General features: G+C 76.5%; 2 protein-coding genes. Both read left to right on the forward strand.

Annotated elements, in window-relative coordinates; translation table 11 throughout:
- Window positions 1-22 precede the first annotated feature (22 nt).
- Window positions 23-11,206, forward strand: a complete 11,184-nt coding sequence (locus tag RM555_RS01870) for a type I polyketide synthase (RefSeq protein WP_311410122.1) — start codon at window positions 23-25, stop codon at window positions 11,204-11,206.
- 61 nt (window positions 11,207-11,267) lie between these two features.
- Window positions 11,268-25,400, forward strand: a complete 14,133-nt coding sequence (locus RM555_RS01875) for a type I polyketide synthase (RefSeq protein WP_311410123.1) — start codon at window positions 11,268-11,270, stop codon at window positions 25,398-25,400.
- Window positions 25,401-25,404 lie beyond the last annotated feature (4 nt).

A 25,404-nucleotide genomic window follows, 5' to 3' on the forward strand; every position in this document is an offset into this window, starting at 1 on the left:
TGTCACGAGAAAGCGAGATGTCATGGCGGACGAAGAGCGGCTGCGCGAATACCTGACGCGGGTCGTCGCCGAACTTCAGCAGACCCGCCAACGGCTGCGTGAGGTCACCGCCGAGGAGTCCGAGCCGGTGGCGATCGTGGCGATGAGCTGCCGCTACCCGGGCGGCATCAGCTCGCCCGAACAGCTGTGGGAGTTCGTCTCGTCCGGCGGGGACGCCATCGGCGACTTCCCCACCGACCGGGGCTGGGACCTGGAGCGGCTCTACCACGCCGACCCGGACAACGCCGGCACCTCGTACACCACCTCCGGCGGGTTCCTGCACGACGCGGGGCGCTTCGACGCCGCCCTGTTCGGCATCTCGCCGCGCGAGGCGGTCGCCATGGACCCGCAGCAGCGGCTGCTGCTGGAGGTCACCTGGGAGCTGTTCGAGCGGGCCGGCATCGCCCCGCTGTCGCTGCGCGGCAGCCGCTCCGGCGTCTTCGTCGGCACCTCCGGGCAGGACTACGCCGCCGTGCTGCACCGGGCCCCCGGCGTCGAGGGGTACGTGCTGACCGGCACCGCCGCCAGCGTCGTCTCCGGCCGACTGGCGTACACGTTCGGGCTGGAGGGCCCGTCGGTCACCGTGGACACCGCCTGCTCGTCGGCGTCGGTCGCCATCCACCTCGCCTGCCAGGCGCTGCGCCAACGCGAGTGCGGCCTCGCCCTGGCCGGCGGCGCGACCGTGCTGGCCACCCCCGGCCCGTTCGTCGAGTTCTCCCGGCAGCGCGGCCTCGCCGCCGACGGCCGGTGCAAGTCCTTCGCCGCGTCCGCCGACGGCACCGGCTGGTCCGAGGGCGTCGGCATGCTGCTGCTGGAACGGCTCAGCGACGCCCGCCGCAACGGCCACCCGGTGCTCGGCGTCATCCGCAGCTCGGCGGTCAACTCCGACGGCGCGTCCAACGGCCTGACCGCCCCCAACGGCCCGTCCCAACAGCGGGTCATCCGGCAGGCCCTGGCCGGCGCGAAGCTCACCCCCGACCTGGTCGACGTGGTCGAGGCGCACGGCACCGGCACCACCCTCGGCGACCCGATCGAGGCCCAGGCTCTGCTCGCCACGTACGGCCGGGAGCGCGGCGACGCCGCGCCGCTGCTGCTCGGCTCCATCAAGTCCAACATCGGCCACACCCAGGCCGCCGCCGGCATCGCCGGGGTGATCAAGATGGTGCAGGCGATGCGGCACGGCGTCGTGCCGGCCACCCTGCACGTCGACGAGCCCACCCCGCACGTGGACTGGGCCGCCGGCGCGGTCACCCTGGTCACCGAGGCCACGCCGTGGCCCGCCGTGGACCGGCCGCGCCGCGCCGCCGTCTCCTCCTTCGGCATGAGCGGCACCAACACCCACCTCATCCTCGAACAGCCCGAGCCGGCCCGCGCCGAGGCCGACCGGCCGCAGCCGCCCGCGCCCGCGCCGGTGCTGCTCACCGGCCGCACCCGCGCCGCGCTGCGCCACCAGGCCGAGCGCTGGTCGCGGTACGTCGCCGACGACCCGGACGTGCGCCCGGCCGACGTCGCCTGGACCTCGGTGGTCTCCCGCTCGCCCCTGGAGCACCGGGCGGTCGTCCTCGCCGACGACCGCGACGGCCTGCTCGCCGCCCTGCACGCCCTCGCCGACGACCGGCCCGCCCCCGGCCTGGTCACCGGTGCCGCCGCCGAACGCGGCGGGGTCGCGTTCCTCTTCTCCGGCCAGGGCGCGCAGCGCGCCGGCGCCGGCCGGGAGCTGTACGGGACGTACCCCGTCTTCGCCGAGGCCCTCGACGAGGTCTGCGCCCACCTCGACCACCGGCTGCCCCGGCCGCTGAAGCCGCTGCTGCACGCCGAGCCCGGCACCGACGAGGCGGCGCTGCTCGACCAGACCGTCTTCACCCAGGCCGCGCTCTTCGCCGTCGAGGTGGCGCTGCACCGGCTGCTCGGCTCCTGGGGGCTGGCCCCGGACATGGTCGCCGGGCACTCCGTCGGCGAGCTGACCGCCGCCCACGTCGCCGGTGTGCTCACCCTCGACGACGCGTGCGCCCTCGTCGCCGCCCGGGGCCGGCTCATGCAGGCCCTGCCCGCCGGCGGCGCGATGCTCGCCGTCGCCGCCGACGAGGCCCGGGTCGCCGAGTCGATCGCCGCGCTGACCGACCGGGTCGCCGTCGCGGCCGTCAACGCCCCCGGCGCCGTCGTCGTCTCCGGCGACGGCGCGGCCATCGACGAGCTGGCCGACCTCTGGACCGGCCGGGGGGTGAAGGTGCGGCGGCTGCGGGTCAGCCACGCCTTCCACAGCCCGCTGATGGAGCCGATGCTCGCCGAGTTCGCCGCCGTCGCCGCCGGCCTCGACCTGCGCGCCCCCACCCTGCCGGTGGTGTCCAACCTGACCGGCGAGCTGGCCGACCCGGCGCAGCTCACCGACCCGAACTACTGGGTGCGCCACGTCCGGGAGGCGGTCCGCTTCGCCGACGGCGTACGCACCCTGCGCGCCCACGGCGTCGGCACCTTCGTGGAGGTCGGCCCCGACGCCGTCCTCACCGCCGGCATCCAGGAGACCCTCGCCGGGGCCGAGGCCGGCGACGCCGCCCCCGCCGTGGTGGTGCCGGTGCTGCGGCGGGACCGCCCGGACCGTCGCGCCCTGCTCGCCGCCCTCGCCCAGCTCCACGTCGCCGGCACCCCGGTGCGCTGGGCGGACCTCCTCGCCGACCGGCCCGGCCGGCTCGTCGGCCTGCCCACCTACCCGTTCGAGCGGCAGCACTACTGGGTGCCGGCCGAGGCGCCCGCCGACGACACCACGACGGGCGGGGCCGGCGCGCTCGACCGGCGGTTCTGGGCGGCCGTCGAACGCGCCGACCTCGACGCGCTGCGCGACACCCTCGCCGTCACCGACACCGCCGCCGCCGAGTCGCTGCGTACCCTGCTGCCCGTCCTCGCCGACTGGCGGCGGCAGCGGCAGGAACACTCGGTGCTCGACGGCTGGCGGTACCGGGCCGACTGGCAGGTGACCGGAGAACCCGCCCCCGCCCGGCTGGCCGGCACCTGGCTGCTGGCGCTGCCCGCCGGCGGCGCCGACGACCCGGCGGTGCAGACCGTCCGGGCCGCGCTGACCGGCGCCGGCGCCGACGTGCTGCCGCTGACCGTGGAGCCGGACGCCGACCGGGCCGGCCTCGCGGCGTCCCTCGCCGGCACCGAACCCACCGGCGTCGTCTCCCTGCTCGCCGCCGAGCCGCCCGCCGCCGACAGCACCGTCCTGCCCGGCCTGGCCGCCACCCTCGCGCTCGTGCAGGCGCTCGGCGACGCCGGCCTGGCCGCGCCGCTGTGGCTGGTCACCCGGGGCGCGGTCGCCGCCGCCTCGTACGACCGGCTCGCCGACCCGGCGCAGGCCGCCATCTGGGGCCTCGGCCGGGTGGTCGGCGTCGAGGCGCCGCACCGCTGGGGCGGCCTGGTCGACCTGCCGCCGGAGCCCGACGACCGGGCCGCCACCCGGCTCGCCGCGATCCTCACCGGATCGACCGGCGAGGACCAGCTCGCGGTACGCGGTCCCGGCGTCTTCGCCCGCCGCCTGGTCCGCGCCGCCCTCGGCGACCGCCCGCCGGCGCGCCGGTTCACGCCCGCCGGCACCGCCCTGATCACCGGCGGCACCGGCGGACTCGGCGCCCGCGCCGCCCGCTGGCTCGCCGCCGCCGGAGCCGAGCACGTCGTGCTGGTCAGCCGGCGCGGACCCGACGCCCCCGGCGCCGCCGAGCTGGAGGCCGAGCTGACCGGCCTCGGGGCCCGGGTCACCGTCGCCGCCTGCGACATCGCCGACCGGGCCGCCCTCGCCGAGCTGCTCGACCGGGTCGAGGCCGACGGCCCGCCCGTGCGCACCGTCCTGCACACCGCCGGCATCGCGCAGGCCACCCCGCTGGCGGAGGTCACCCCCGCCGAGCTGGCCGAGGTGACCGTCGGCAAGACCGCCGGTGCCGCCCACCTCGCCGACCTCCTCGCCGACCGGGAACTGGACGCCTTCGTCGTCTACTCGTCGATCGCCGCCACCTGGGGCAGCGGCGGGCAGGCCGGGTACGCGGCCGGCAACGCCTACCTCGACGCGCTGGTGCAGCGGCGGCGGGCCGAGGGCCGGGCCGGCACCGCCATCGCCTGGGGGCCGTGGTCCGACGGCGGCATGCACGCGGCGGACGCCGAGCGCAACCTGCGCCGCCGGGGCCTGCCCGCCATGGACCCGACCGTCGCCATGGGCGCGTTGCAGCAGGCCCTCGACCACGACGACGTGACCGTGACGGTGGCCGACGTGGATTGGGCCCGGTTCGCCCCCGCGTACGCCTCCGCCCGCCGCCGGCCGCTGCTGGAGGGCGTACCGGAGGCGCGGGCCGCCCTCGACGGCGGCGTCGCGGTCGACGACGGCGACGAGGGCCCGGCGGCGACCCTGCGCCGGCGGCTCACCGGGCTGGCCGCGGCCCGCCGCGAGGAGGCCGTCGCCGACCTGGTCCGGGAACTCGCCGCCGACGTGCTCGGCCACGACGGCGGGGCCGCGGCCATCCCGGCGACCACCGCGTTCCGGGACCTCGGCTTCGACTCGCTGACCGCGGTGGAGCTGCGCAACCGGCTCGTCGCCGCCACCGGGCAGGCGCTGCCCACCACCCTGGTCTTCGACCACCCCACGCCGGTCGTGCTGGCCCGGCTCCTGCTCGCCGGCCTCTTCGGCGCCGACGCCGACGCCGGGCCGGCCCCCGTCGCCGCCCCGGTCGCCGTCGACGAGCCGGTGGCCATCGTCGCCATGGCCTGCCGCTACCCCGGCGGCGTCGACGACCCCGAGCGGCTGTGGCGCCTCGTCGCGGACGGCGTGGACGCCATCGGCGACTTCCCGACCGACCGGGGCTGGGACCTCGACCGGCTCTACGACCCCGACCCGGCCAACCCCGGCACCACCTACACCGACAAGGGCGGTTTCCTCGACGGGGCGGCGGAGTTCGACCCGGGCTTCTTCGGGATCTCGCCGCGCGAGGCGGCGGCGATGGATCCGCAGCAGCGGTTGCTGCTGGAGGTTTCGTGGGAGGCGGTCGAGCGGGCAGGGGTTGAGCCTGGGGTCCTCCGGGGTTCGCGAACAGGGGTGTTCGTGGGCACGAATGGTCAGGACTATGGGGCCCTGCTCATGGCTGCGGGGGAGCAGGCCGAAGGGTTCGGGGCCACGGGCAACGCCGCCAGTGTGGTGTCGGGTCGGGTGGCGTACGCGTTGGGGTTGGAGGGGCCGGCGGTGTCGGTGGACACGGCGTGTTCGTCGTCGTTGGTGGCGTTGCACCTGGCGGTGCAGTCGCTGCGGCGCGGCGAGTGCGACATGGCCCTCGCCGGTGGCGTCACGGTCATGGCCACCCCCGGCACCTTCTTCGAGTTCTCGCGGCAGCGTGGGCTGGCCGCCGACGGCCGGTGCAAGGCGTTCGCGGCGGCTGCGGACGGCACCGGTTGGGGCGAGGGCGTGGGCATGCTGCTCGTCGAGCGGCTGTCGGACGCCCGGCGCAACGGTCACCGCGTCCTGGCGATCGTGCGGGGCAGCGCGGTCAACCAGGACGGCGCCTCCAACGGGTTGACGGCGCCGAACGGCCCGTCGCAGCAGCGGGTGATCCGCCAGGCCCTCGCGGGTGCCCGGCTGGGCGCCGCCGACGTGGATGTGGTCGAGGCGCACGGCACGGGCACGACCCTGGGTGACCCGATCGAGGCGCAGGCGCTGCTGGCCACGTACGGGCAGGGCCGCGAGGGGCACGAGCCGCTGCTGCTCGGCTCGATCAAGTCGAACCTCGGGCACACCCAGGCCGCCTCGGGCGTGGCGGGTGTGATCAAGATGGTGCTGGCGATGCGCGAGGGCGTGGTCCCCGCGACGCTGCACGTGGACGAGCCGTCCCCGCACATCGACTGGTCTGCCGGCGCCGTCGAGTTGGCGATCGAGTCGCGGCCGTGGCCGGCGGTGGAGCGGCCGCGTCGGGCGGCGGTGTCGTCGTTCGGCATGTCCGGCACGAACGCCCACGTGATCATCGAGCAGGCCGACGAGCCGGAGGCCGTCGCCCCCGCCGTGGCCGGCCCCGGACTGGTGGCGTCGGGCGTCGTGGTGTGGCCGGTGTCGGCGCGGTCGAAGGCCGCCCTGGCGGGCCAGGCGGCCCGGCTGGCGCAGTACGTGCGGGAGCGCGCCGAGGTCGATCCGGTGGCGGTGGGCTGGTCCCTGGCGACGACCCGGTCGGTGTTCGACCAGCGGGCCGCCGTGGTCGGTGCCACCTCCGCGGAGCTGCTGGCGGGGCTGGACGCCCTGGCGTCCGAGACGCCGGCCGGGAACGTCGTCGCCGGTACCGCCACGCCCCACGGCGCGGGCCCGGTGTTCGTGTTCCCGGGTCAGGGTGCGCAGTCGGCGCGGATGGCGGCCGGCCTGGTGGGTCGGACGCCGGTGTTCGACGCGAAGTTGGCGGAGTGCCAGCGGGCCCTCGCCCCGTACCTGGACGTGGACCTGATCTCGGTGTTGACCGGTGACGACGAGTCGTGGCTGGCGCGGGTCGAGGTCGTGCAGCCGGTGCTGTGGGCCGTCGGCATGGCCCTGGCGGCGGTGTGGCAGCACGCGGGTGTGGTTCCGGCTGCGGTGGTCGGTCACTCGCAGGGCGAGATCGGCGCGGCCTGTGTCGCCGGGATCCTCAGCATCGAGGACGCGGCTAAGGCCGTGGCGCTGCGCTCGCGGGCACTGACCGTGCTGCGGGGCACCGGCACGATGGCCTCGGTCGACCTCTCCGCCGACGCGGTCGCCGAGCGCCTCACTGCGTTCCCCGGTGTCGGGGTGGCGGCGGTCAACGGCCCGTCCACGGTCGTGGTGTCGGGTCCGCCGCAGCCGGTCGCCGACCTGGTGGAGTCCTGCCAGGCCGACGGGGTGCGCGCCCGACTGATCCCCGTGGACTACGCCTCGCACTCGGCGGCGGTGCAGGAGGTCGCCGAGCAACTGCGTGCCGACCTGGCCGACGTGACGCCGCAGCCGGGCCACACCCGGCTGGTGTCGACGCTGACGGGGGACTGGGTCGACCCGTCGTCGATGACCGCCGGCTACTGGTACGACAACCTGCGGCAGACCGTCCAGTTCGACGCGGCCGTGCGCGTGGCGGTCGCCGCCGGGCACACCACGTTCGTGGAGATCAGCCCGCATCCGGTGCTGACGATGCCGGTCACGGCGATCCTGGACGACGCCGGCGCGAGCGGGCACACGCTGGGCAGCCTGCGGCGGGGTGACGACGACGCGACGCGGCTGCTGACGAACCTCGCCACCGCCCACACGATCGGCCTGCCCGTCGACCTGACGGCCGTGCTGGCCCGCACCGACGCCGTCGCGCTGCCCACGTACGCCTTCGCGCACGGACGCTTCTGGCTGGACGCCCCCGCGCACCGGGTACGCGACGTCGGCTCCGCCGGCCTCCAGGACACCGACCACCCGCTGCTCAGCGCGGCCGTGCCCGTCGCCGACGACCAGACGGTGGTGCTGACCGGGCGGCTGTCGGTGCGTACCCACCCGTGGCTGGCCGACCACGCCGTCGGCGGGGCGGTGATCGTCCCCGGCACCGGGCTGGTCGACATGGTGGTCCGGGCCGGCGACGAGGTCGACGCCGGCCAGGTGGGCGACCTGACGCTGATCAACCCGCTGGTGCTCCCGCCGGCCGGCGCGATCCAGGTGCAGGTACGCGTGGGCCCGCCCGGCGACGGCGGCGAGCGGAGCGTCACCGTGCACTCCCGTCCCGAGGAGGACACCGACGCCGAGTGGACCCGGCACGCCGAGGGCCTGCTGCTGCCGCACCTGCCCGCCCCGATCGCCGTACCGGGGCAGTGGCCGCCGGCCGACGCCGTCGAGGTCGACGCCGACCTGGACGCCTGGTACGCGCAGATGGCCGAGGGCGGCCTCGGCTACGGCCCCGCCTTCCGTGGCCTGCGCCGGGTGTGGCGTGGCGACGGCGAGGTCTACGCCGAGGTGGCCCTGCCCGAGGAGGCGACCGCCGACGCGTCCCGCTTCGGCCTGCACCCGGCCCTGTTCGACGCGGCCCTCCAGGCGAGCGGGGTCACCGCCCTGCTCGGCGACGCCGCGGACACCTCCGGGGCGGGCTGGATGCCGTTCGCCTTCCGCTCGGTCGCCCTGCACGCCCACGGCGCCACCCGGCTGCGGGCGCGGCTGCGGTCGCTCGGCCCGGACACCGTCGCGGTCACCCTCGCCGACACCGCCGGCCAGCCGGTCGCCACCGTCGAGTCGCTGACGTTCCGTCCGGTCGCCGCGGGCCGGGCCGACGAGGCCGCCGCCCTGCGCCGCACCTCGGTGTTCCACCTGGACTGGACGCCGCTGCCGGGCACCGACGCGGCGGCGGGGCAGGCCCGCTGGGCGCTGCTCGGCGACGACACCCTCGGCCTCGCCGGGGCGCTCGCCGCCGCCGGGCACCCGGTGCGGACCCACGCCGACCTGGCGGCACTGGTCGCGACGTTCGAGGAGTCCGGGGACGTACCCGATGTGGTGCTGGACCTGCGCTCCGGCGCGGAGACGGACCCGCAGCGGGCCGGCGAAGCCGCGCACGACGCGGCCCGCGACGCGCTCGCGCTGGTGCAGCAGTGGTTGGGCGAGCCCCGGCTGGAGCGGTCCCGGCTGGTGCTGCACACCCGGGGCGCGGTCGGCGCGGCCCCGGGCGAGGCCCCGCGCGACCTGGCCCGGGCGAGCGTGTGGGGGCTGGTGCGTTCGGCGCAGTCCGAGCACCCCGGCCGGTTCACGCTGCTCGACACCGACGACGCCGCCGCCTCCCTGGCGACCGTCCCGGCGGCCGTCGCCTCCGGCGAGCCGCAGCTCGCGCTGCGTGACGGCGTGCCGCTGGTGCCCCGGCTGGCCCGCGCCCGCGACGCCGGGGTGCTGCCGCTGCCCGCCGACGAGGTGCCGTGGCGCCTCGACGTCACCGAGAAGGGCACGCTGGAGAACCTGGCCCTGCTGCCCGCCCCCGAGGTTTCCGGGGAGCTGCCGGCGGGCCACGTCCTGGTGGGGATGCGTGCCTCCGGGCTGAACTTCCGCGACGTGGTGCTGGCCCTCGGCATGGTCCCCGACCAGGAGGTGCTGGGCAACGAGGGCGCCGGCGTGGTGCTCGGCGTGGGGCCGGGGGTCACCGACCTCGCCCCCGGCGACCGGGTGCTGGGCATCTTCTCCGGCTCGTTCTCCTCGGCGGCGGTCACCGACCGCCGGCTGCTCACCCGCATCCCCGACGGCTGGTCGTACACCGACGCCGCCGCCGTGCCCGTGGTCTTCCTGACCGCCTGGTACGGCCTGGTGGAGCTGGCCCGGCTGCGCGCCGGGGAGTCCGTGCTCGTGCACGCGGCGGCCGGCGGCGTCGGCATGGCCGCCGTGCAGATCGCCCGCCACCTCGGCGCGGAGGTCTACGGCACGGCCAGCCCCGGCAAGTGGCCGGCGCTGCGCGCCACCGGCTTCGACGACGCGCACCTCGCCTCCTCCCGCAGCCTCGACTTCGCCGACGAGTTCGCCCACCGCACCGGCGGGCGGGGCGTCGACGTGGTGCTCAACGCGCTCAGCGGCGAGTACGTCGACGCGTCGCTGCGGCTGCTCGCCGACGGCGGCCGGTTCGTCGAGATGGGCAAGACCGACAAGCGGGACCCGCAGCGGGTCGCCGCCGACCACCCGGGGGTCAGCTACCAGGTCTTCGACCTGATCGAGGCCGGCCCGGCGAAGATCGGCGCGATGCTGGCCGAGCTGATGGCGCTCTTCGCCGCCGGTGCGCTGCGGCCCCTGCCCCGGCGCACCTGGGACGTCCGGCGCGCCCCCGAGGCGTTCCGCTTCCTCAGCCAGGCCCGGCACGTCGGCAAGCTCGCCCTGAGCGTCCCGCAGTCGCCCCGGCTCGACGGCACGGTCCTGGTCTCCGGGGCGACCGGCACCCTCGGCGCGCTGCTCTGCCGGCACCTGGTCACCGCGCACGACGCCCGGCAACTGCTCCTGGTCAGCCGGCGCGGCCCGGACGCCGAGGGCGCCGACGAGCTGCTCGCCGACCTGAAGGCGCTCGGCGCGGACGTGTCGATCGTCGCCGCCGACCTGGCCGACCCGGACGCCGTGGCGGACGTGCTCTCCATGGTGGACCGGCGGCACCCGCTGCGCGCCGTCGTGCACGCCGCCGGCGTCCTCGACGACGCCACCGTCGAGTCGCTCACCCCGGACCGCCTCGACACGGTGCTGCGGCCCAAGGTCGACGTGGCCTGGAACCTGCACCGGGCCACCCTCGGCCACGAGCTGAGCGCGTTCGTGCTCTTCTCCGCCGCCGCCGGCGTGTTCGGCGGACCGGGCCAGGGCAACTACGCCGCCGGCAACGCGTTCCTCGACGCCCTCGCCGAGCACCGGCGGGCCCTCGGCCTGCCGGCCGTCGCGCTGGCCTGGGGCCGCTGGGCGCAGGCCAGCGGCATGACCGGGCACCTCGACTCGGCCGACATCCGCCGGCTCGACCGGGGCGGCATGGCGGCGCTGTCCAACGAGGAGGGCCTCGCCCTGTTCGACGCGGCCTGGCGCTCCGAGCGGGCGACGCTGATGCCCGCGAAGATCATCACCGGGGTGGCCGCGCCCGGTGCGCCCGTGCACCCGCTGCTGGCGAACCTGGTCCGCGCCGCCGGCCGCCGGGCCGCGGCCGGTGAGGCCGCCGACGGGCAGGCGTACGCCGAGACGCTGCGCGCCCTGCCCGTCGACAAGCGGGTACGCGCCCTGCGCGACCTGGTGCTGTCGCACGTGGCGGTCGTCCTCGGCCACGGCGACCCGGCCGGCATCGAGCCGACCCGCGCGTTCCGGGAACTCGGCTTCGACTCGCTCACCGCCGTCGAGCTGCGCAACCGGCTCGGCGCGGCCACCGGGCTGCGGCTGCCGGCGACGCTGGTCTTCGACAACCCGACGCCCGAGGCGCTCGCCACCCACCTGGCCGGTCAGTTCGCCCCGGCGACCCCGGCGGGCGAGGCGTCGACGGCCGGCCGGGAACTGGACCGGCTGGAGGCGGCGCTCGTCGGGCTCGACCCGACCGACGACGAGTTCCGCCGCATCACCGACCGGCTGCACGGCCTGCTGGGCCGGCTGACCGAGCGGCAGGCGGACGCGGACGGCGACGACGACCTGGAGTCGGCCACCGCCGAGAACATCTTCGACCTGATCGACCGCGAGCTGGAGACGTCGTGACCACCAGCCGCAACGACATCAGCCGCAACGACATCGGCATGCCGAGTGAGGTAGGTCCACGGTGAGCAACGAGGACGAGAAGTACGTCGAGTACCTGAAGCGTACGACCTCGGAGCTGCGGCGTACCCGGCGGCGGCTGCGCGAGCTGGAGACCCGGGACTCCGAGCCCATCGCCATCGTGGCGATGAGCTGCCGCTACCCGGGCGGGGTCGACAGTCCCGAGGCGCTGTGGCAGCTCGTGCGCGACGGCGGCGACGGGATCGGGCCGTTCCCCGCCGACCGGGGCTGGGACCTGGATAACCTCTTCCACCCCGACCCCGACCACCCGGGCACCAGCTACGTGCGCGAGGGCGGCTTCGTCTACGCCGCCGCCGACTTCGACGCCGACCTGTTCGGCATCTCGCCGCGCGAGGCCGTCGCCATGGACCCGCAGCAGCGGCTGCTGCTGGAGACCTCCTGGGAGGCGTTCGAGCGGGCCGGGCTGCCGCTGCCGGCCGTACGGGGCAGCCGTACCGGCGTCTTCGTCGGGGCGTCCTCGCACGGCTACGACGGCATGATGGCGCAGGCCGAGAACGGCGAGGGGCACCTGCTCACCGGCAACGCCACCAGCGTCATCTCCGGCCGTGTCGCGTACACCCTCGGGCTGGAGGGGCCGGCGGTCACCGTCGACACCGCCTGCTCGTCCTCGCTGGTCGCCGTCCACCTGGCCGCCCAGGCACTGCGCAACGGCGACTGCGAGCTGGCCCTGGCCGGCGGCGTGACGGTGATGCCCACCCCGGCGGTCTTCGTCGGCTTCAGCCGGCAGCGCGGCCTCGCCGCCGACGGCCGGTGCAAGGCGTTCGCCGCCGGCGCGGACGGCACCTCGTGGTCCGAGGGCATCGGCATGCTGCTGCTCACCCGGCTCTCCGACGCGCAGCGGCACGGCTACCCGGTGCTGGCCGTGGTGCGGGGCAGCGCGGTCAACCAGGACGGCGCGTCCAACGGGCTCAGCGCCCCGCACGGCCCGTCCCAGGTCCGCGTGATCCGCCAGGCCCTCGCCAACGCCCGGCTCACGCCCGAGCAGGTGGACGTGGTCGAGGCGCACGGCACCGGCACCCGGCTCGGCGACCCGATCGAGGCGCAGGCCCTGCTCACCACGTACGGGCAGGACCGCGACGAGGCCGCACCGCTGCTGCTCGGGTCGGTCAAGTCGAACATCGGGCACACCCAGGCCGCCGCCGGCGTCGCCGGCGTGATCAAGATGGTGATGGCGATGCGGCACGGCGTCGTGCCGCCCACCCTGCACGTCGACGAGCCGTCCCCGCACATCGACTGGACCGCCGGGGCGGTCACCCTCGCCACCGCCGCCACGCCCTGGCCGGCCGTGGACCGCCCGCGCCGGGCCGCCGTGTCGTCGTTCGGCGTCTCCGGCACCAACGCGCACACCATCATCGAGCAGGCCCCGGCTCCCGCTGAGGTCGAGACCGAGACCGACACCGAGCCGAGGGTTCCGGCGGCCCGCACCGTGGCCCCCGTGCTGCTCTCCGCCCGCTCCGACGCCGCGCTCGCCGCGCAGGCCGGCCGCTGGGCCGCCCGCTTCGCCGCCGACGAGACCCTGCGGCCGCTGGACGTGGCGTTCTCGTCGGTCACCTCCCGCTCCACCCTGGACCGGCGCGCCGTCGTCTCGGCGACCGACCGCGACGACCTGCTCGCCGCGCTGCGCGCCCTCGCCGCCGGGGAGCCGGCCGGCACCGTCGTGCGCGGCGCCGGGTCGCCGCGCGGCCAGCTCGCGGTGCTCTTCTCCGGCCTGGGCGCGCAGCGCGCCGGCATGGGCCGGGACCTGTACGCCGAGTTCCCCGTCTTCGCCGCCGCCCTCGACGAGGCGTGCGGGTACCTGGACCGGGCCCTGCCGCGCCCCCTGCGCGAGGTGCTCTTCGCCGCCGAGGGCTCGGCCGACGCCGAGCTGCTGGACCGGACGGTGTTCACGCAGGCCGGCCTGTTCGCCGTCGAGGTGGCGCTGTTCCGCCTCGTCGAGTCGTTCGGCATCGCCCCCGACCTGGTCGCCGGCCACTCGATCGGCGAGGTCACGGCCGCGCACGTGGCCGGGGTGCTGTCGCTGGAGCACGCGTGCGCGCTGGTGGCGGCGCGGGGCCGGCTGATGCAGGCGCTGCCCACGGGCGGCGGGATGCTGGCCGTCGCGGCCGCCGAGGCCGACGTCCTCGCCACGCTGGACGGCCTGGCCGACGTGGGGATCGCGGCCGTCAACGGGCCGACGTCGGTCGTGGTCTCCGGTGCCGTCGCGGCCCTGGACGAGGTGGAGCGGCTCTGGAAGGACCGGGGCGTACGCACGCGCCGGCTCACGGTCAGCCACGCGTTCCACAGCCCGCTGATGGAGCCGATGCTCGCCAGGTTCCGCGCGGTGCTCGACAAGCTCACCTTCGCCGCGCCGTCGCTGCCCGTCGTGTCGAACGTGACCGGCGCGCTCGCCGACGCCGAGGAGATCCGCACGGCCGACTACTGGGTGCGCCACGTGCGGGAGGCCGTCCGTTTCGCCGACGGGGTCGCCGCGCTGCGCGCCGCCGGGGCGGACACGTTCCTGGAGGTCGGGCCGCGCAGCGTGCTGACCGCGATGGTCGGCGACGCCCTGCCGGACGGGGACGGCGTGCTCGCCGTGCCGGCGCAGCGCGGGGACCGGCCCGAGGCCCACGGGCTGCTGGCCGGGCTGGCCGAGCTGCACGTGCGCGGGGTGGCCGTCGACTGGCAGCCGTGGTTCGCCGACACCGGCGCGCGGCGGGTGGACCTGCCCACGTACGCGTTCCAGCATCAGCGCTACTGGCCCGAGATCGGCGGCACCGCCGCGGCGACCGCGCCGACCGACACGGCCGAGGGGGACTTCTGGGCGGCCGTGGAGCGCGGCGACCTGACCGGGGTCGCCGCCCACCTGGCCGTGCAGGACGACCCCGCGGCGGTCGAGGCCCTCGCCCCGGCCGTACCGGTGCTGTCGTCGTGGCGACGGGCCCGGCAGCGTGACGCCGTGGTGGACGGCTGGACGTACCGGGTCGAGTGGGAGCCCGTACGCCCCGCCGCCGCGCCCGCGCTGACCGGCCGCTGGCTGGTCGTCACCGCCGACGCCGACGACGCCGGGGTGGCCGGCACGCTGACCGGCGCCGGCGCCCACGTCGACACCCTCACCGTCGCCCCCGGCGCCGACCGCGCCGAGCTGACCGGGCTGCTGCGCGGCCACGGCGACCAGGGCTGGGCCGGCGTGCTCTGCGTGCTGCCCGCGACCGACCGGGCGCTGCCGGACGCCCCGGCCGTCTCCGTCGGCGCCGCGCTGCTGCTCACCCTCACCCAGGCGCTCGCCGACGCCGGCCTGCCCGGCCGGCTCTGGTGCCTCACCCGGGGCGCCGTCCGCGTCGGCGGCGACACCCCCGCCGACCCGTGGCCCGCCCTGGCCTGGGGCCTGGGCCGGGTCGTCGCCCTCGAACAGCCGGACCGCTGGGGCGGCCTGGTCGACCTGCCCGCCCGCGCCGACCGGACCGCCGCCGACGCGCTGCTCGCCGTCCTCGCCGACGCCGGCCACGACCAGGTGGCGATCCGCCCGCAGGGCGTCCTCGGCCGGCGGCTGGTGCCGGCCGCGCCGCCCGCCGGGTCGGGTTGGCGGCCCGCCGGGACGGTGCTGGTGACCGGCGGTACGGGTGCCCTCGGTCGGCACGTGGCCCGCTGGTTGCTGGCCAACGGGGCGGCCGAGGTGGTGCTGGCCTCGCGGCGGGGCCCGGCGGCGCCGGGCGCGGCCGAGCTGGTCGACGAGCTGGGTGCGGTGCGGGTCGTGGCGTGCGACGTCACCGACCGGGCCGCCGTCGACGCCCTCGTGGCGGACCTGCCCGGGCTGACCGCCGTCGTGCACACCGCCGGCGTGGTCGACGACGGCGTCCTCGACGGGCTCGACCTGGCCCGGATGCAGGCCGTCCTCGACGGCAAGGTCCGCGCCGCCCGTGTGCTGCACGAGGCCACCGCCGACCGGAACCTCGACGCGTTCGTGCTCTTCTCCTCCCTCGCCGGGGTCATCGGCAGCGCCGGACAGGGCAACTACGCCGCGGCCAACGCCTACCTCGACGCGTTCGCGGCCTGGCGACGCGAGCAGGGCCTGCCCGCCACCGCCATCGCCTGGGGCGCCTGGGCCGAGGACGGCATGGCCGCGGCGCTGACCGCCCGGCTCGCCCGGGGCGGGGTCGACGCGCTCCCCGTCGCCGAGGCCGTCACCGCCCTCGGCCGGCTGGTCAACACCGCCGAGCCGGCCGTCACCGTCGCCGACGTCGACTGGGGACGCCTCGCCGCCTCCTGGGGCCGCCCGACGCCACTGATCGCCGCCCTGCCCGGCGTGCCCGCCGTGCCCACCGGCCCCGCCCGCGCCGTGGTGGTCGGCCGGTCCCTGCCGCAGCTCGCCGACCTCGTGCGCACCCAGGCCGCCGTCGTGCTCGGCTACCCGGCCGGCCAGCCGCTGCCCGAGCGCACCTTCCGCGACCTCGGCTTCGACTCGCTCACCGCCGTCGAGCTGCGCAACCGGCTCACCGCCGAGACCGGCATGACCCTGCCCGCCACGCTGGTCTTCGACCACCCCACGGTCGCCGAACTCGCCGCGCACCTGCACGGCCTCACCGCCGGGCACACCACCGGCGAGGTGGTCGCCGACGGCACCGGCCGCGACCGCGAGCCGATCGCCATCGTCGCGATGAGCTGCCGCTTCCCCGGCGGCGTCACCTCTCCCGAGCAGCTCTGGGACCTGCTGGCCACCGGCACCGACGCGCTGAGCCTCATGCCCGGCGAACGCGGCTGGAACCTCGCCGAGCTGTACCACCCCGACCCCGAGCACCTCGGCACCAGCTACGTCCGCGAGGGCGGCTTCGTCGCCGGGGCCGGCGAGTTCGACCCGGCGTTCTTCGGCATCAGCCCCCGCGAGGCCCTCGCCATGGACCCGCAGCAGCGGCTGCTGCTGGAGGCCACCTGGGAGGCGTTCGAGCGGGCCCGGATCGACCCGACCGCCCTGCGCGGCAGCCGCACCGGCGTGTACGTCGGCACCAACGGCCAGGACTACGGCTCGCTGCTGATGGCCGCCGGGGACGTCGACGAGAACTACCTCGCCACCGGCACCTCCGCCAGCGTCATCTCCGGCCGGCTGGCGTACACCTTCGGGCTGCACGGCCCGGCCGTCACCGTCGACACCGCCTGCTCGTCGTCGCTGGTCGCGATGCACCTGGCCGCGCAGGCCCTCCGCACGGGCGAGTGCGACCTCGCCCTGGCCGGCGGCGCCACCGTGATGGCCACCCCCGGCATCTTCGTCGGCTTCTCCCGCCAGCGCGGCCTCGCCGCCGACGGCCGGTGCAAGCCGTTCGCCGGGGCCGCCGACGGCACCGGCTGGGGCGAGGGCGTCGGCCTGCTGGTGCTCCAGCGCCTCTCCGACGCCCGCCGCGACGGCAACCCGGTCCTCGCCGTGCTGCGCGGCAGCGCCGTCAACCAGGACGGCGCCTCCAACGGCCTCACCGCCCCCAACGGCCCCGCCCAGCAGCGGGTCATCCGGCAGGCGCTCGCCAACGCGGGCCTGACCGCCGACCAGGTGGACGCCGTCGAGGCGCACGGCACCGGCACCACCCTCGGCGACCCGATCGAGGCGCAGGCGCTCATCGCCACGTACGGGCAGGACCGGCCCGCCGACCGGCCGCTCTGGCTCGGCTCGATCAAGTCGAACATCGGGCACACCCAGGCCGCCGCGGGTGTGGCCGGGGTGATGAAGATGGTCCTGGCCATGCGGCACGGGGTGCTGCCGCCCACCCTGCACGTGGACGAGCCCACCCCGCACGTCGACTGGAGCGCCGGCAGCGTCGAGCTGCTCACCTCCGCCCGCCCGTGGGAGCCGGCCGACGGCGTACGCCGCGCCGCCGTCTCCTCGTTCGGCATCAGCGGCACCAACGTGCACACCATCCTCGAACAGGCCCCGGCCGACGAGCCGGAGCCCGAGCCGGCGGCCGACGGGCCGACCGGGGAGCTGCCCTGGGTGCTCTCCGGGCGCACCGTCGACGCCCTCACCGCCCGCACCCGGGACCTGCTCGACCACCTCGACACCGTCGACGACGGCGTCCTCGCCGACGTCGGCTGGTCGCTGGCCGCCACCCGTGCCGCCCACGACCACCGGGCCGTCGTCTTCGCCGCCGACCGCGACGACCTGGCCGCGTCCCTCGACGGGCTCGCCGCCGGCCGGCCCACCCCGCAGACCGTCACCCGCGCCCCCGGCACGCCGGGCGAGGTCGCCTTCGTCTTCCCGGGCCAGGGCTCCCAGTGGGTCGGCATGGCCGCCGAACTGCTCGACACCGCCCCGGTCTTCGCGGAGAAGTTCGCCGCCTGCGCCGAGGCGCTGCGCCCGTACGTCGACTGGTCGCCGACCGACGTGGTGCGCGGCGCGCCCGACGCCCCGTCGCTGGAGCGCGTCGACGTCGTGCAGCCCACCCTGTTCGCGGTCAGCGTCTCGCTCGCCGCGCTCTGGGAGTCGTACGGGGTGCGCCCCTCCGCCGTCGTCGGCCACTCACAGGGCGAGATCGCCGCCGCGCACGTCGCCGGCGGCCTCACCCTGGACGACGCGGCGGCCGTGGTGGCCCTGCGCAGCCGGATCATCGCCGGCATCGCCGGGGACGGCGGCATGGTCTCGGTCGCCACCACCGCCGACGAGGCCACCGCGACGATCACCCGCTGGGCCGGCCGGGTCGCCCTGGCCGCCGTCAACGGACCCACCTCCGTCGTGGTCTCCGGCGACAGCGCCGCCCTCGACGAGCTGGTCGCCCACTACGAGTCCCGCGAGGTGCGGGTGCGCCGCGTCCCCGTGGACTACGCCTCCCACTCCGCCCACGTCGAGCAGCTGCGCGAGCAGCTCCTGGACCTGCTCGCCGGGCTGCGGCCCCGTACCGGCGAGGTCCGGTTCCGCTCCACCGTCGAGGGGGACTGGCTCGACACCGCCGCCCTCGACGCCGACTACTGGTACCGCAACCTGCGGCAGACCGTCCGCTTCGACGACGCGGTGCGCAGCCTCGTCGCCGCCGGCTACCAGACCTTCGTCGAGGTCAGCGCCCACCCGGTGCTGACCATGGCCGTGCAGGAGAGCGTCGAACTGGCCGCCGCCGACCCGGACGCGGTCACCGTCACCGGCAGCCTGCGCCGGGGCGAGGGCGGCCTCGGCCGCTTCCTGCGCGCCCTGGCGGAGGTCTGGACCGGGGGTACGCCGGTGGACTGGCGGCCCGCCTTCACCGGCCTCGCCGGACGCCGCCTCGACCTGCCCACGTACCCGTTCCAGCGGCAGCTCTACTGGCCGCAGCCGTCCGCCGCGCCCGCCCCGGCCGCCGGCGTCGCCGGCCCGGTGCAGGACGACGAGGTCGACGCCCGGTTCTGGGCGGCCGTCGAGGCGGAGGACCTGACCGCGCTCACCGCCGAACTCGCCAGCGCGACCGAGGCGGAGCCCGTGCCGGACGCCGCGTTCGCGGACGTGCTGCCGGTCCTCGCCGCCTGGCGTCGCCGGCACCGTGACCAGGCCACCGTGGACTCGTGGCGGTACCGGGACAGCTGGACGCCGCTCGCCGGTGACGCCGCCGGCGAGCCCGCCGTCACCGGCACCTGGTGGCTGCTCACCGGCCCCGACGACACGAGCGCTGCCGAGGCCGCCTTCTGCGCCGAGGCGTTGCGGCGGCACGGCGGCACCGTCGTACCGCTGGCGCTGGACGCCGACCGCACGGACCGCGCGGCGCTCGCCGCCCGGCTGCGCGACCTCGCCGACGGCGGCACGCCCGCCGGGATCCTGTCGCTGCTGCCGCTCGACGAGACGCCCGCCCCGGCGCACCCGTCGGTGCCGGTCGGCTTCGCCGGCACCGTGACCCTGGTGCAGGCGCTCGGCGACGCCGGCGTCCGCGCGCCGCTGTGGTGCCTCACCCGGGGTGCCGTCGCCACCGGCCCGGCCGACCCGCTGCCGCACCCGCTCCAGCAGCTCACCTGGGGCTTCGGCCGGGTCGCCGCGCTCGAGCACCCGGACCGCTGGGGCGGCCTCGTCGACCTCCCCGACGAGCTCGACGACGCGGCCGGCCGCCGGCTGGTCCGCGTCCTCGCCGGCGCCGACGGGGAGGACCAGGTCGCGCTGCGGTGGGCCGGCGCCTTCGGCCGGCGACTGCTGCACGCCCCGCTCGGCGACGCCCCCGCCCCGCGCACCTGGCGGCCCTCCGGCACCGCCCTGGTCACCGGCGGCACCGGCGCGCTCGGCGGACACATGGCCCGCTGGCTCGCCGCCAACGGCGCCGCGCACCTGGTGCTGGTCAGCCGGCGCGGCCGGCAGGCCGAGGGCATCGCCGACCTCGAGGCCGAGCTGGTCGCACTGGGCGCCCGGGTCACCGTCGCCGCCTGCGACGCCGCCGACCGCTCGGCGCTCGCCGCCGTCCTCGCCGACCTGCCGCCCGAGCACCCGCTGACCACCGTCGTGCACACCGCCGCCGTGCTCGACGACTCGGTGATCAACTCGCTGACCCTGGAGCAGGTCGACTACGCGCTCAGCGCGAAGGTCACCACCGCGCTGAACCTGCACGAGCTGACCCGCGAGCTGGACCTCGACGCGTTCATCCTGTTCTCCTCGATGGCCGGCACCGTCGGCAGCTCCGGCGTGGGTAACTACGCCCCCGGCAACGCCTTCCTCAACGCCCTCGCCGAGCACCGGCGGGCCCTCGGCCTGCCCGCCACCTCGATCGGCTGGGGCGCCTGGGGCGGCGGCGGCATGGCCGACGGCGAGTTCGGCCGGATGCTGCACCGCCACGGCGCGCCCGAGATGCCCCCGCGCCTCGCCGTCGCGGCCCTGCACCAGGCCGTGGAGCACGACGAGACCTTCCTGACCATCTCGAACATCGCCTGGGACCGGTTCTTCGTCGCGTTCACCGCCACCCGACCCGGCCCGCTGATCTCGGAGATCCCCGAGGCGCAGCGGTTGCAGGCCACCAAGGGCCTCGCCGAGGCGAAGGAGACCGACGAGGCCGGCCCCGCCGGCGCGTTCACCCGGATGAGCGCCGCCGAGCGCCAGCAGGCGCTGCTCGACCTGGTCCGCGACCAGGCGGCCGCGGTCCTCAAGTACGCCGACGGCCAGGCCGTCGACCCGCATCACGCGTTCCGGGACCTCGGCTTCGACTCGGTGACGGCGGTGGAGCTGCGCAACCGGCTCGCCACCGCCACCTCGCTGCGGCTGCCGGTGACCCTGGTCTTCGACTACCCGTCGCCGACCGCGCTCGCCCGGCACCTGCACGAGGAGCTGGGCGGCGAGGCCGCCGTGGCCGTCGAGGCCGCCCCGGTGACGCTCGGCGACGACGAGCCGGTGGCCATCGTCGCCATGTCCTGCCGCTTCCCCGGCGGGGCGAACGACCCCGAGCGGTTCTGGCAGATGCTGCACGCCGGCCGTGACGCCGTGTCCGACCTACCCGGCGATCGGGGTTGGGACGTCGAGAAGCTCTACGACCCCGACCCCTATTCCACCGGCACCTCCTACGTCCGCAGCGGCGCCTTCCTCTACGAGGCGGCGGAGTTTGATGCCGGTTTCTTCGGGATTTCCCCCCGCGAGGCGTTGGCCATGGATCCGCAGCAGCGGTTGCTGCTGGAGGTTTCGTGGGAGGCGGTCGAGCGGGCAGGGGTTGAGCCTGGGGTCCTTCGGGGTTCGCGAACAGGGGTGTTCGTGGGCACGAATGGTCAGGACTATGGGGCCCTGCTGATGGTGGCGGGGGACGAGGTGGAGGGCTTCGCGGGCACGGGCAACGCCGCGAGTGTGGTGTCGGGTCGGGTGGCGTACGCGTTGGGGTTGGAGGGGCCGGCGGTGTCGGTGGACACGGCGTGTTCGTCGTCGTTGGTGGCGTTGCACCTGGCGGTGCAGTCGCTGCGGCGCGGCGAGTGCGACCTCGCCCTCGCCGGCGGCGTGACCGTGATGTCGACCCCCGGGCTGTTCGTGGAGTTCTCGCGGCAGCGTGGCCTGGCCGCCGACGGCCGGTGCAAGGCGTTCGCCGCAGGCGCGGACGGCACCGGTTGGGGCGAGGGCGTGGGCATGCTGCTCGTCGAGCGGCTGTCGGACGCCCGGCGCAACGGCCACGAGGTGCTGGCGATCGTGCGGGGCAGCGCCGTCAACCAGGACGGCGCCTCCAACGGTCTGACCGCCCCGAACGGCCCTTCGCAGCAGCGGGTGATCCGGCAGGCCCTCGCGTCGGCGCGGCTCTCCACGGCCGACGTGGACGTGGTCGAGGCGCACGGCACGGGCACGACGCTGGGCGACCCGATCGAGGCGCAGGCCCTGCTGGCCACGTACGGGCAGGAGCGCGAAGAGCCACTGTTGCTGGGGTCGGTCAAGTCGAACATCGGCCACACCCAGGCCGCCGCCGGCGTCGCCGGCGTGATCAAGATGGTGCTGGCGATGCGCGAGGGCGTGGTCCCCGCGACGCTGCACGTGGACGAGCCGTCGCCGCACATCGACTGGAACTCCGGGGCCGTCGAGTTGGCGATCGAGTCGCGGCCGTGGCCGGCCGTGGGCCGGGCGCGCCGGTCGGCGGTGTCCTCGTTCGGCATCTCCGGCACCAACGCCCACGTCATCATCGAACTGCCCGAGGACCTCCCCGCCGAGAGCGCCGAGCCCGACGGCGAGGCCACCGTGGGCCGCAGCCCGGGGCTCGTGGCCTCCGACGTCGTCGTCTGGACGGTGTCGGGGCGGTCGAAGGGTGCGCTGGCCGGTCAGGCCGCCCGCCTGGCCCAGCACGTCCGCGCGCACGCCGACCTCGACGCGGCGGCGGTGGGCTGGTCCCTCGCCGCCACCCGTTCGACGTTCGACCAGCGGGCCGCCGTCGTCGGGGCCACCGTGGCCGAGCTGGTGGCGGGGCTCGACGCCCTGTCCGCCGGCGCGCCGGCGGGGAACCTCGTCACGGGTACGGCCTCCGGAACCGGTGCGGTGTTCGTGTTCCCGGGTCAGGGTGCGCAGTCGGCGCGGATGGCCGCCGGCCTGGTCGGTCGGACGCCGGTGTTCGACGCGCGGCTGGCCGAGTGCCAGCGGGCCCTCGCCCCGTACCTGGACGTGGACCTGGTGTCGGTGTTGACCGGTGACGACGAGTCGTGGTTGGCGCGGGTCGAGGTCGTGCAGCCGGTGCTGTGGGCCGTCGGCATGGCCCTGGCGGCGGTGTGGCAGCACGCGGGTGTGGTTCCGGCTGCGGTGGTCGGTCACTCGCAGGGCGAGATCGGCGCGGCCTGTGTGGCCGGGATCCTCAGCCTGGACGACGCGGCGAGGGCCGTGGCGCTGCGCTCGCGGGCACTGACGGTCCTGCGGGGCACCGGCACGATGGCGTCGGTGGACCTGTCGGCCGACGCGGTGGCCGAGCGGCTGCCGGCGTTCCCGGGTGTGGGGGTGGCGGCGGTGAACGGCCCGTCCACGGTGGTGGTGTCGGGTCCGCCGCAGCCGGTTGCCGACCTGGTGGAGTCCTGCCAGGCCGACGGGGTGCGCGCGCGGTTGATCCCGGTGGACTACGCGTCGCACTCCGTGGCGGTGCAGGAGGTCGCCGAGCAGTTGCGCGCCGACCTGGCCGACGTGACGCCGCGACAGGGCCACGTCCGACTCGTCTCCACGCTCACCGGGGACTGGGTGGACCCGACGTCGATGACGGCGGACTACTGGTACGACAACCTGCGGCAGACCGTCCAGTTCGACGCCGCCGTGCGCGTGGCCGTCGAGGCGGGTCACACCACGTTCGTCGAGATCAGCCCGCATCCGGTGTTGACGATGCCGGTCACGGCGATCCTGGACGACACCGGCGCCACCGGGCACACCCTCGGCAGCTTGCGGCGTGGTGACGACGACGCGACGCGGTTGCTGACGAACCTCGCCACCGCGCACACGATCGGCCTGCCCGTCGACCTGACCACGGTCCTCGCCGAGACGGACCCGGTCGCGCTGCCCACGTACGCCTTCGACCGCAGCCGCTTCTGGCCGACCGCGGTGACCGGGCAGGGCGACGCCGAGGAGACCCCGAGCGGCGTCGACTCCGCGTTCTGGGCGGCCGTCGAACGCGAGGACCTGGCGGCGCTCGCGGAACTCACCGAGCAGGAGGCGGCGGAGTCCCTGGAGCGGCTGGGCGCCGCCCTGCCGGTGCTCGCCTCCTGGCGGCGGCAGCAGCGCAACCGGTCCGGCCTCGACGACCTGCGGTACCGCAGCGTCTGGCAGCCGTACACCGGGACACCGGTCAGCTTCCTGCCCGGCGCCTGGTGGGTCGTCGCCGACGAGCGGCACCCGGAAGAGGGCGAGGCCGCGGTGGTCGAGCTGACCCGCCGGGGCGCCGACGTCCGACTGGTGCTGGTGCCGGAGAACCTGACCGACCGGGCCGCCCTCACCGCGCACCTGAGCGGTGCCGTCCGCACCCCCGACGGCGTACCGGCTCCGGTGGACGGGGTGCTGTCGCTGCTCGCCCTCGCCGACGGCGCGGTCGACGACACCCAGCCGGTGCCGCCCTTCCTCGCCCGCTCGCTGGCGCTGATCCAGGCGCTCGGGGACCTCGACGTCGCCGCGCCGCTGTGGTGCGTCACCCGGGGCGCCGCCGGCACCACCCGCAGCGGCGCGCCCGGCCGGCCGGAGCAGTCGCTGCTCTGGGGCCTCGGCCGGGTCGTGGCCCTCGAACACCCCGAGCGGTGGGGCGGCCTGGTCGACGTGCCGGCCACCTTGGACGACCACGGCTGGGACCTGCTCTGCGCCGCGCTCGCCGGCCTCGACGGCGAGGACCAGCTCGCGGTCGACGGCGCCACCATCCTCGTCCGCCGGCTGGTGCGGGCGCCCGGCGGTGAGCCGACCACCGACGAGGCCGGCTACCCGGGCACGACCCTGGTCACCGGCGGCACCGGCGCGCTCGGTGCCGAGGTGGCCCGCTGGCTGGCCGCCCGGGGCGCCGAGCACCTGATGCTGGTCAGCCGTCGCGGCGCGGACGCCCCCGGCGTCGCCGAACTCGTGAGCGAGCTGACCGGGGCGGGCACCCGGGTGACCGTCGCGGCCTGCGACGTGGCCGACCGGGCGGCGCTGGCGAAGCTGCTCGACGAGGTACCCGCCGACGCGCCGCTGACCAGCGTGGTGCACGCGGCCGGCGTCCTGGAGGACGGGGTGCTCGACGGGCTCACCGCCGACCGCCTCGCCACCGTCCTGCGACCCAAGGTGCTCGGCGCCCTGCACCTGCACGAGCTGACCGTCGGGCGGGAACTGCGCGCGTTCGTGTTGTTCTCCGCGCTGGCCGGTCAGCTCGGCGCCGCCGGTCAGGGCAGCTACGCCGCCGCCAACGCCTACCTCGACGCCCTGGCCGAGCAGCGGCACCGGCAGGGCCTGCCAGCCACGTCGGTCGCCTGGGGCCCCTGGGCGGCCGGCGGGATGGCCGCCACCGACCAGGCCGTGGAGGAGCGCCGCCGCCGTACCGGCGTCGCGCGCCTCGACACCGAAGCCGCGCTCACGGCGCTCGCGCAGTGCGTCGCGCGGGGTGAGCCGGCGACCATGGTGGTCGGCATCGACTGGGCCCGCTACGTGCCCGGGTTCGTCGCCGTGCGGCCCAGCCCGCTCATCGCGGGCGTGGCCGAGGCGCGCCGGGCCGTCGCCGAGCGGGCCGAGGACACCGGCGTCTCCGCGGAGTCCCTGGCCGCACTGCTCGCCGGGCAGACCGACGCCGAACGACGCAAGACGCTGCTGGAGCTGGTACGCGGGCAGGCCGCCGCGGTGCTCGGCCACGCCTCGATGGACGCCGTCGAGCCGGACCGGGCGTTCCGCGAACTCGGCTTCGACTCGCTGACCGCCGTGGAGCTGCGCAACCGGCTCACCGCGGCGACCGGCGTCCGGCTGCCCGCCACGGTCGTCTTCGACTACCCGACCGCGGCAGGGCTGGCCGAGTACGTGCGGGCCGCGATCGTCGACGGCGGCGTGGTCGGGGTCGCACCGGTCTTCGGTGAGCTGGACAGGTTGGAAGCGGCGCTCTCCGGCTCGGCGCCGGACCGCAGCGCCCGAATTCGGATCACCGAGCGGCTGCGGGCGCTGCTGGCCTCCCTCAACGAGGCCGACGCGCCGGCGGACGGCGACACCGTCGCCGAGAAGCTCCAGGACGCGACGCCGGACGAGGTCTTCGACTTCATCGACCGCGAGCTGGGGATGTCCTGACGTG

It is taken from the genome of Micromonospora reichwaldensis (assembly GCF_031845925.1).
Lineage (GTDB): Bacteria > Actinomycetota > Actinomycetes > Mycobacteriales > Micromonosporaceae > Micromonospora > Micromonospora reichwaldensis.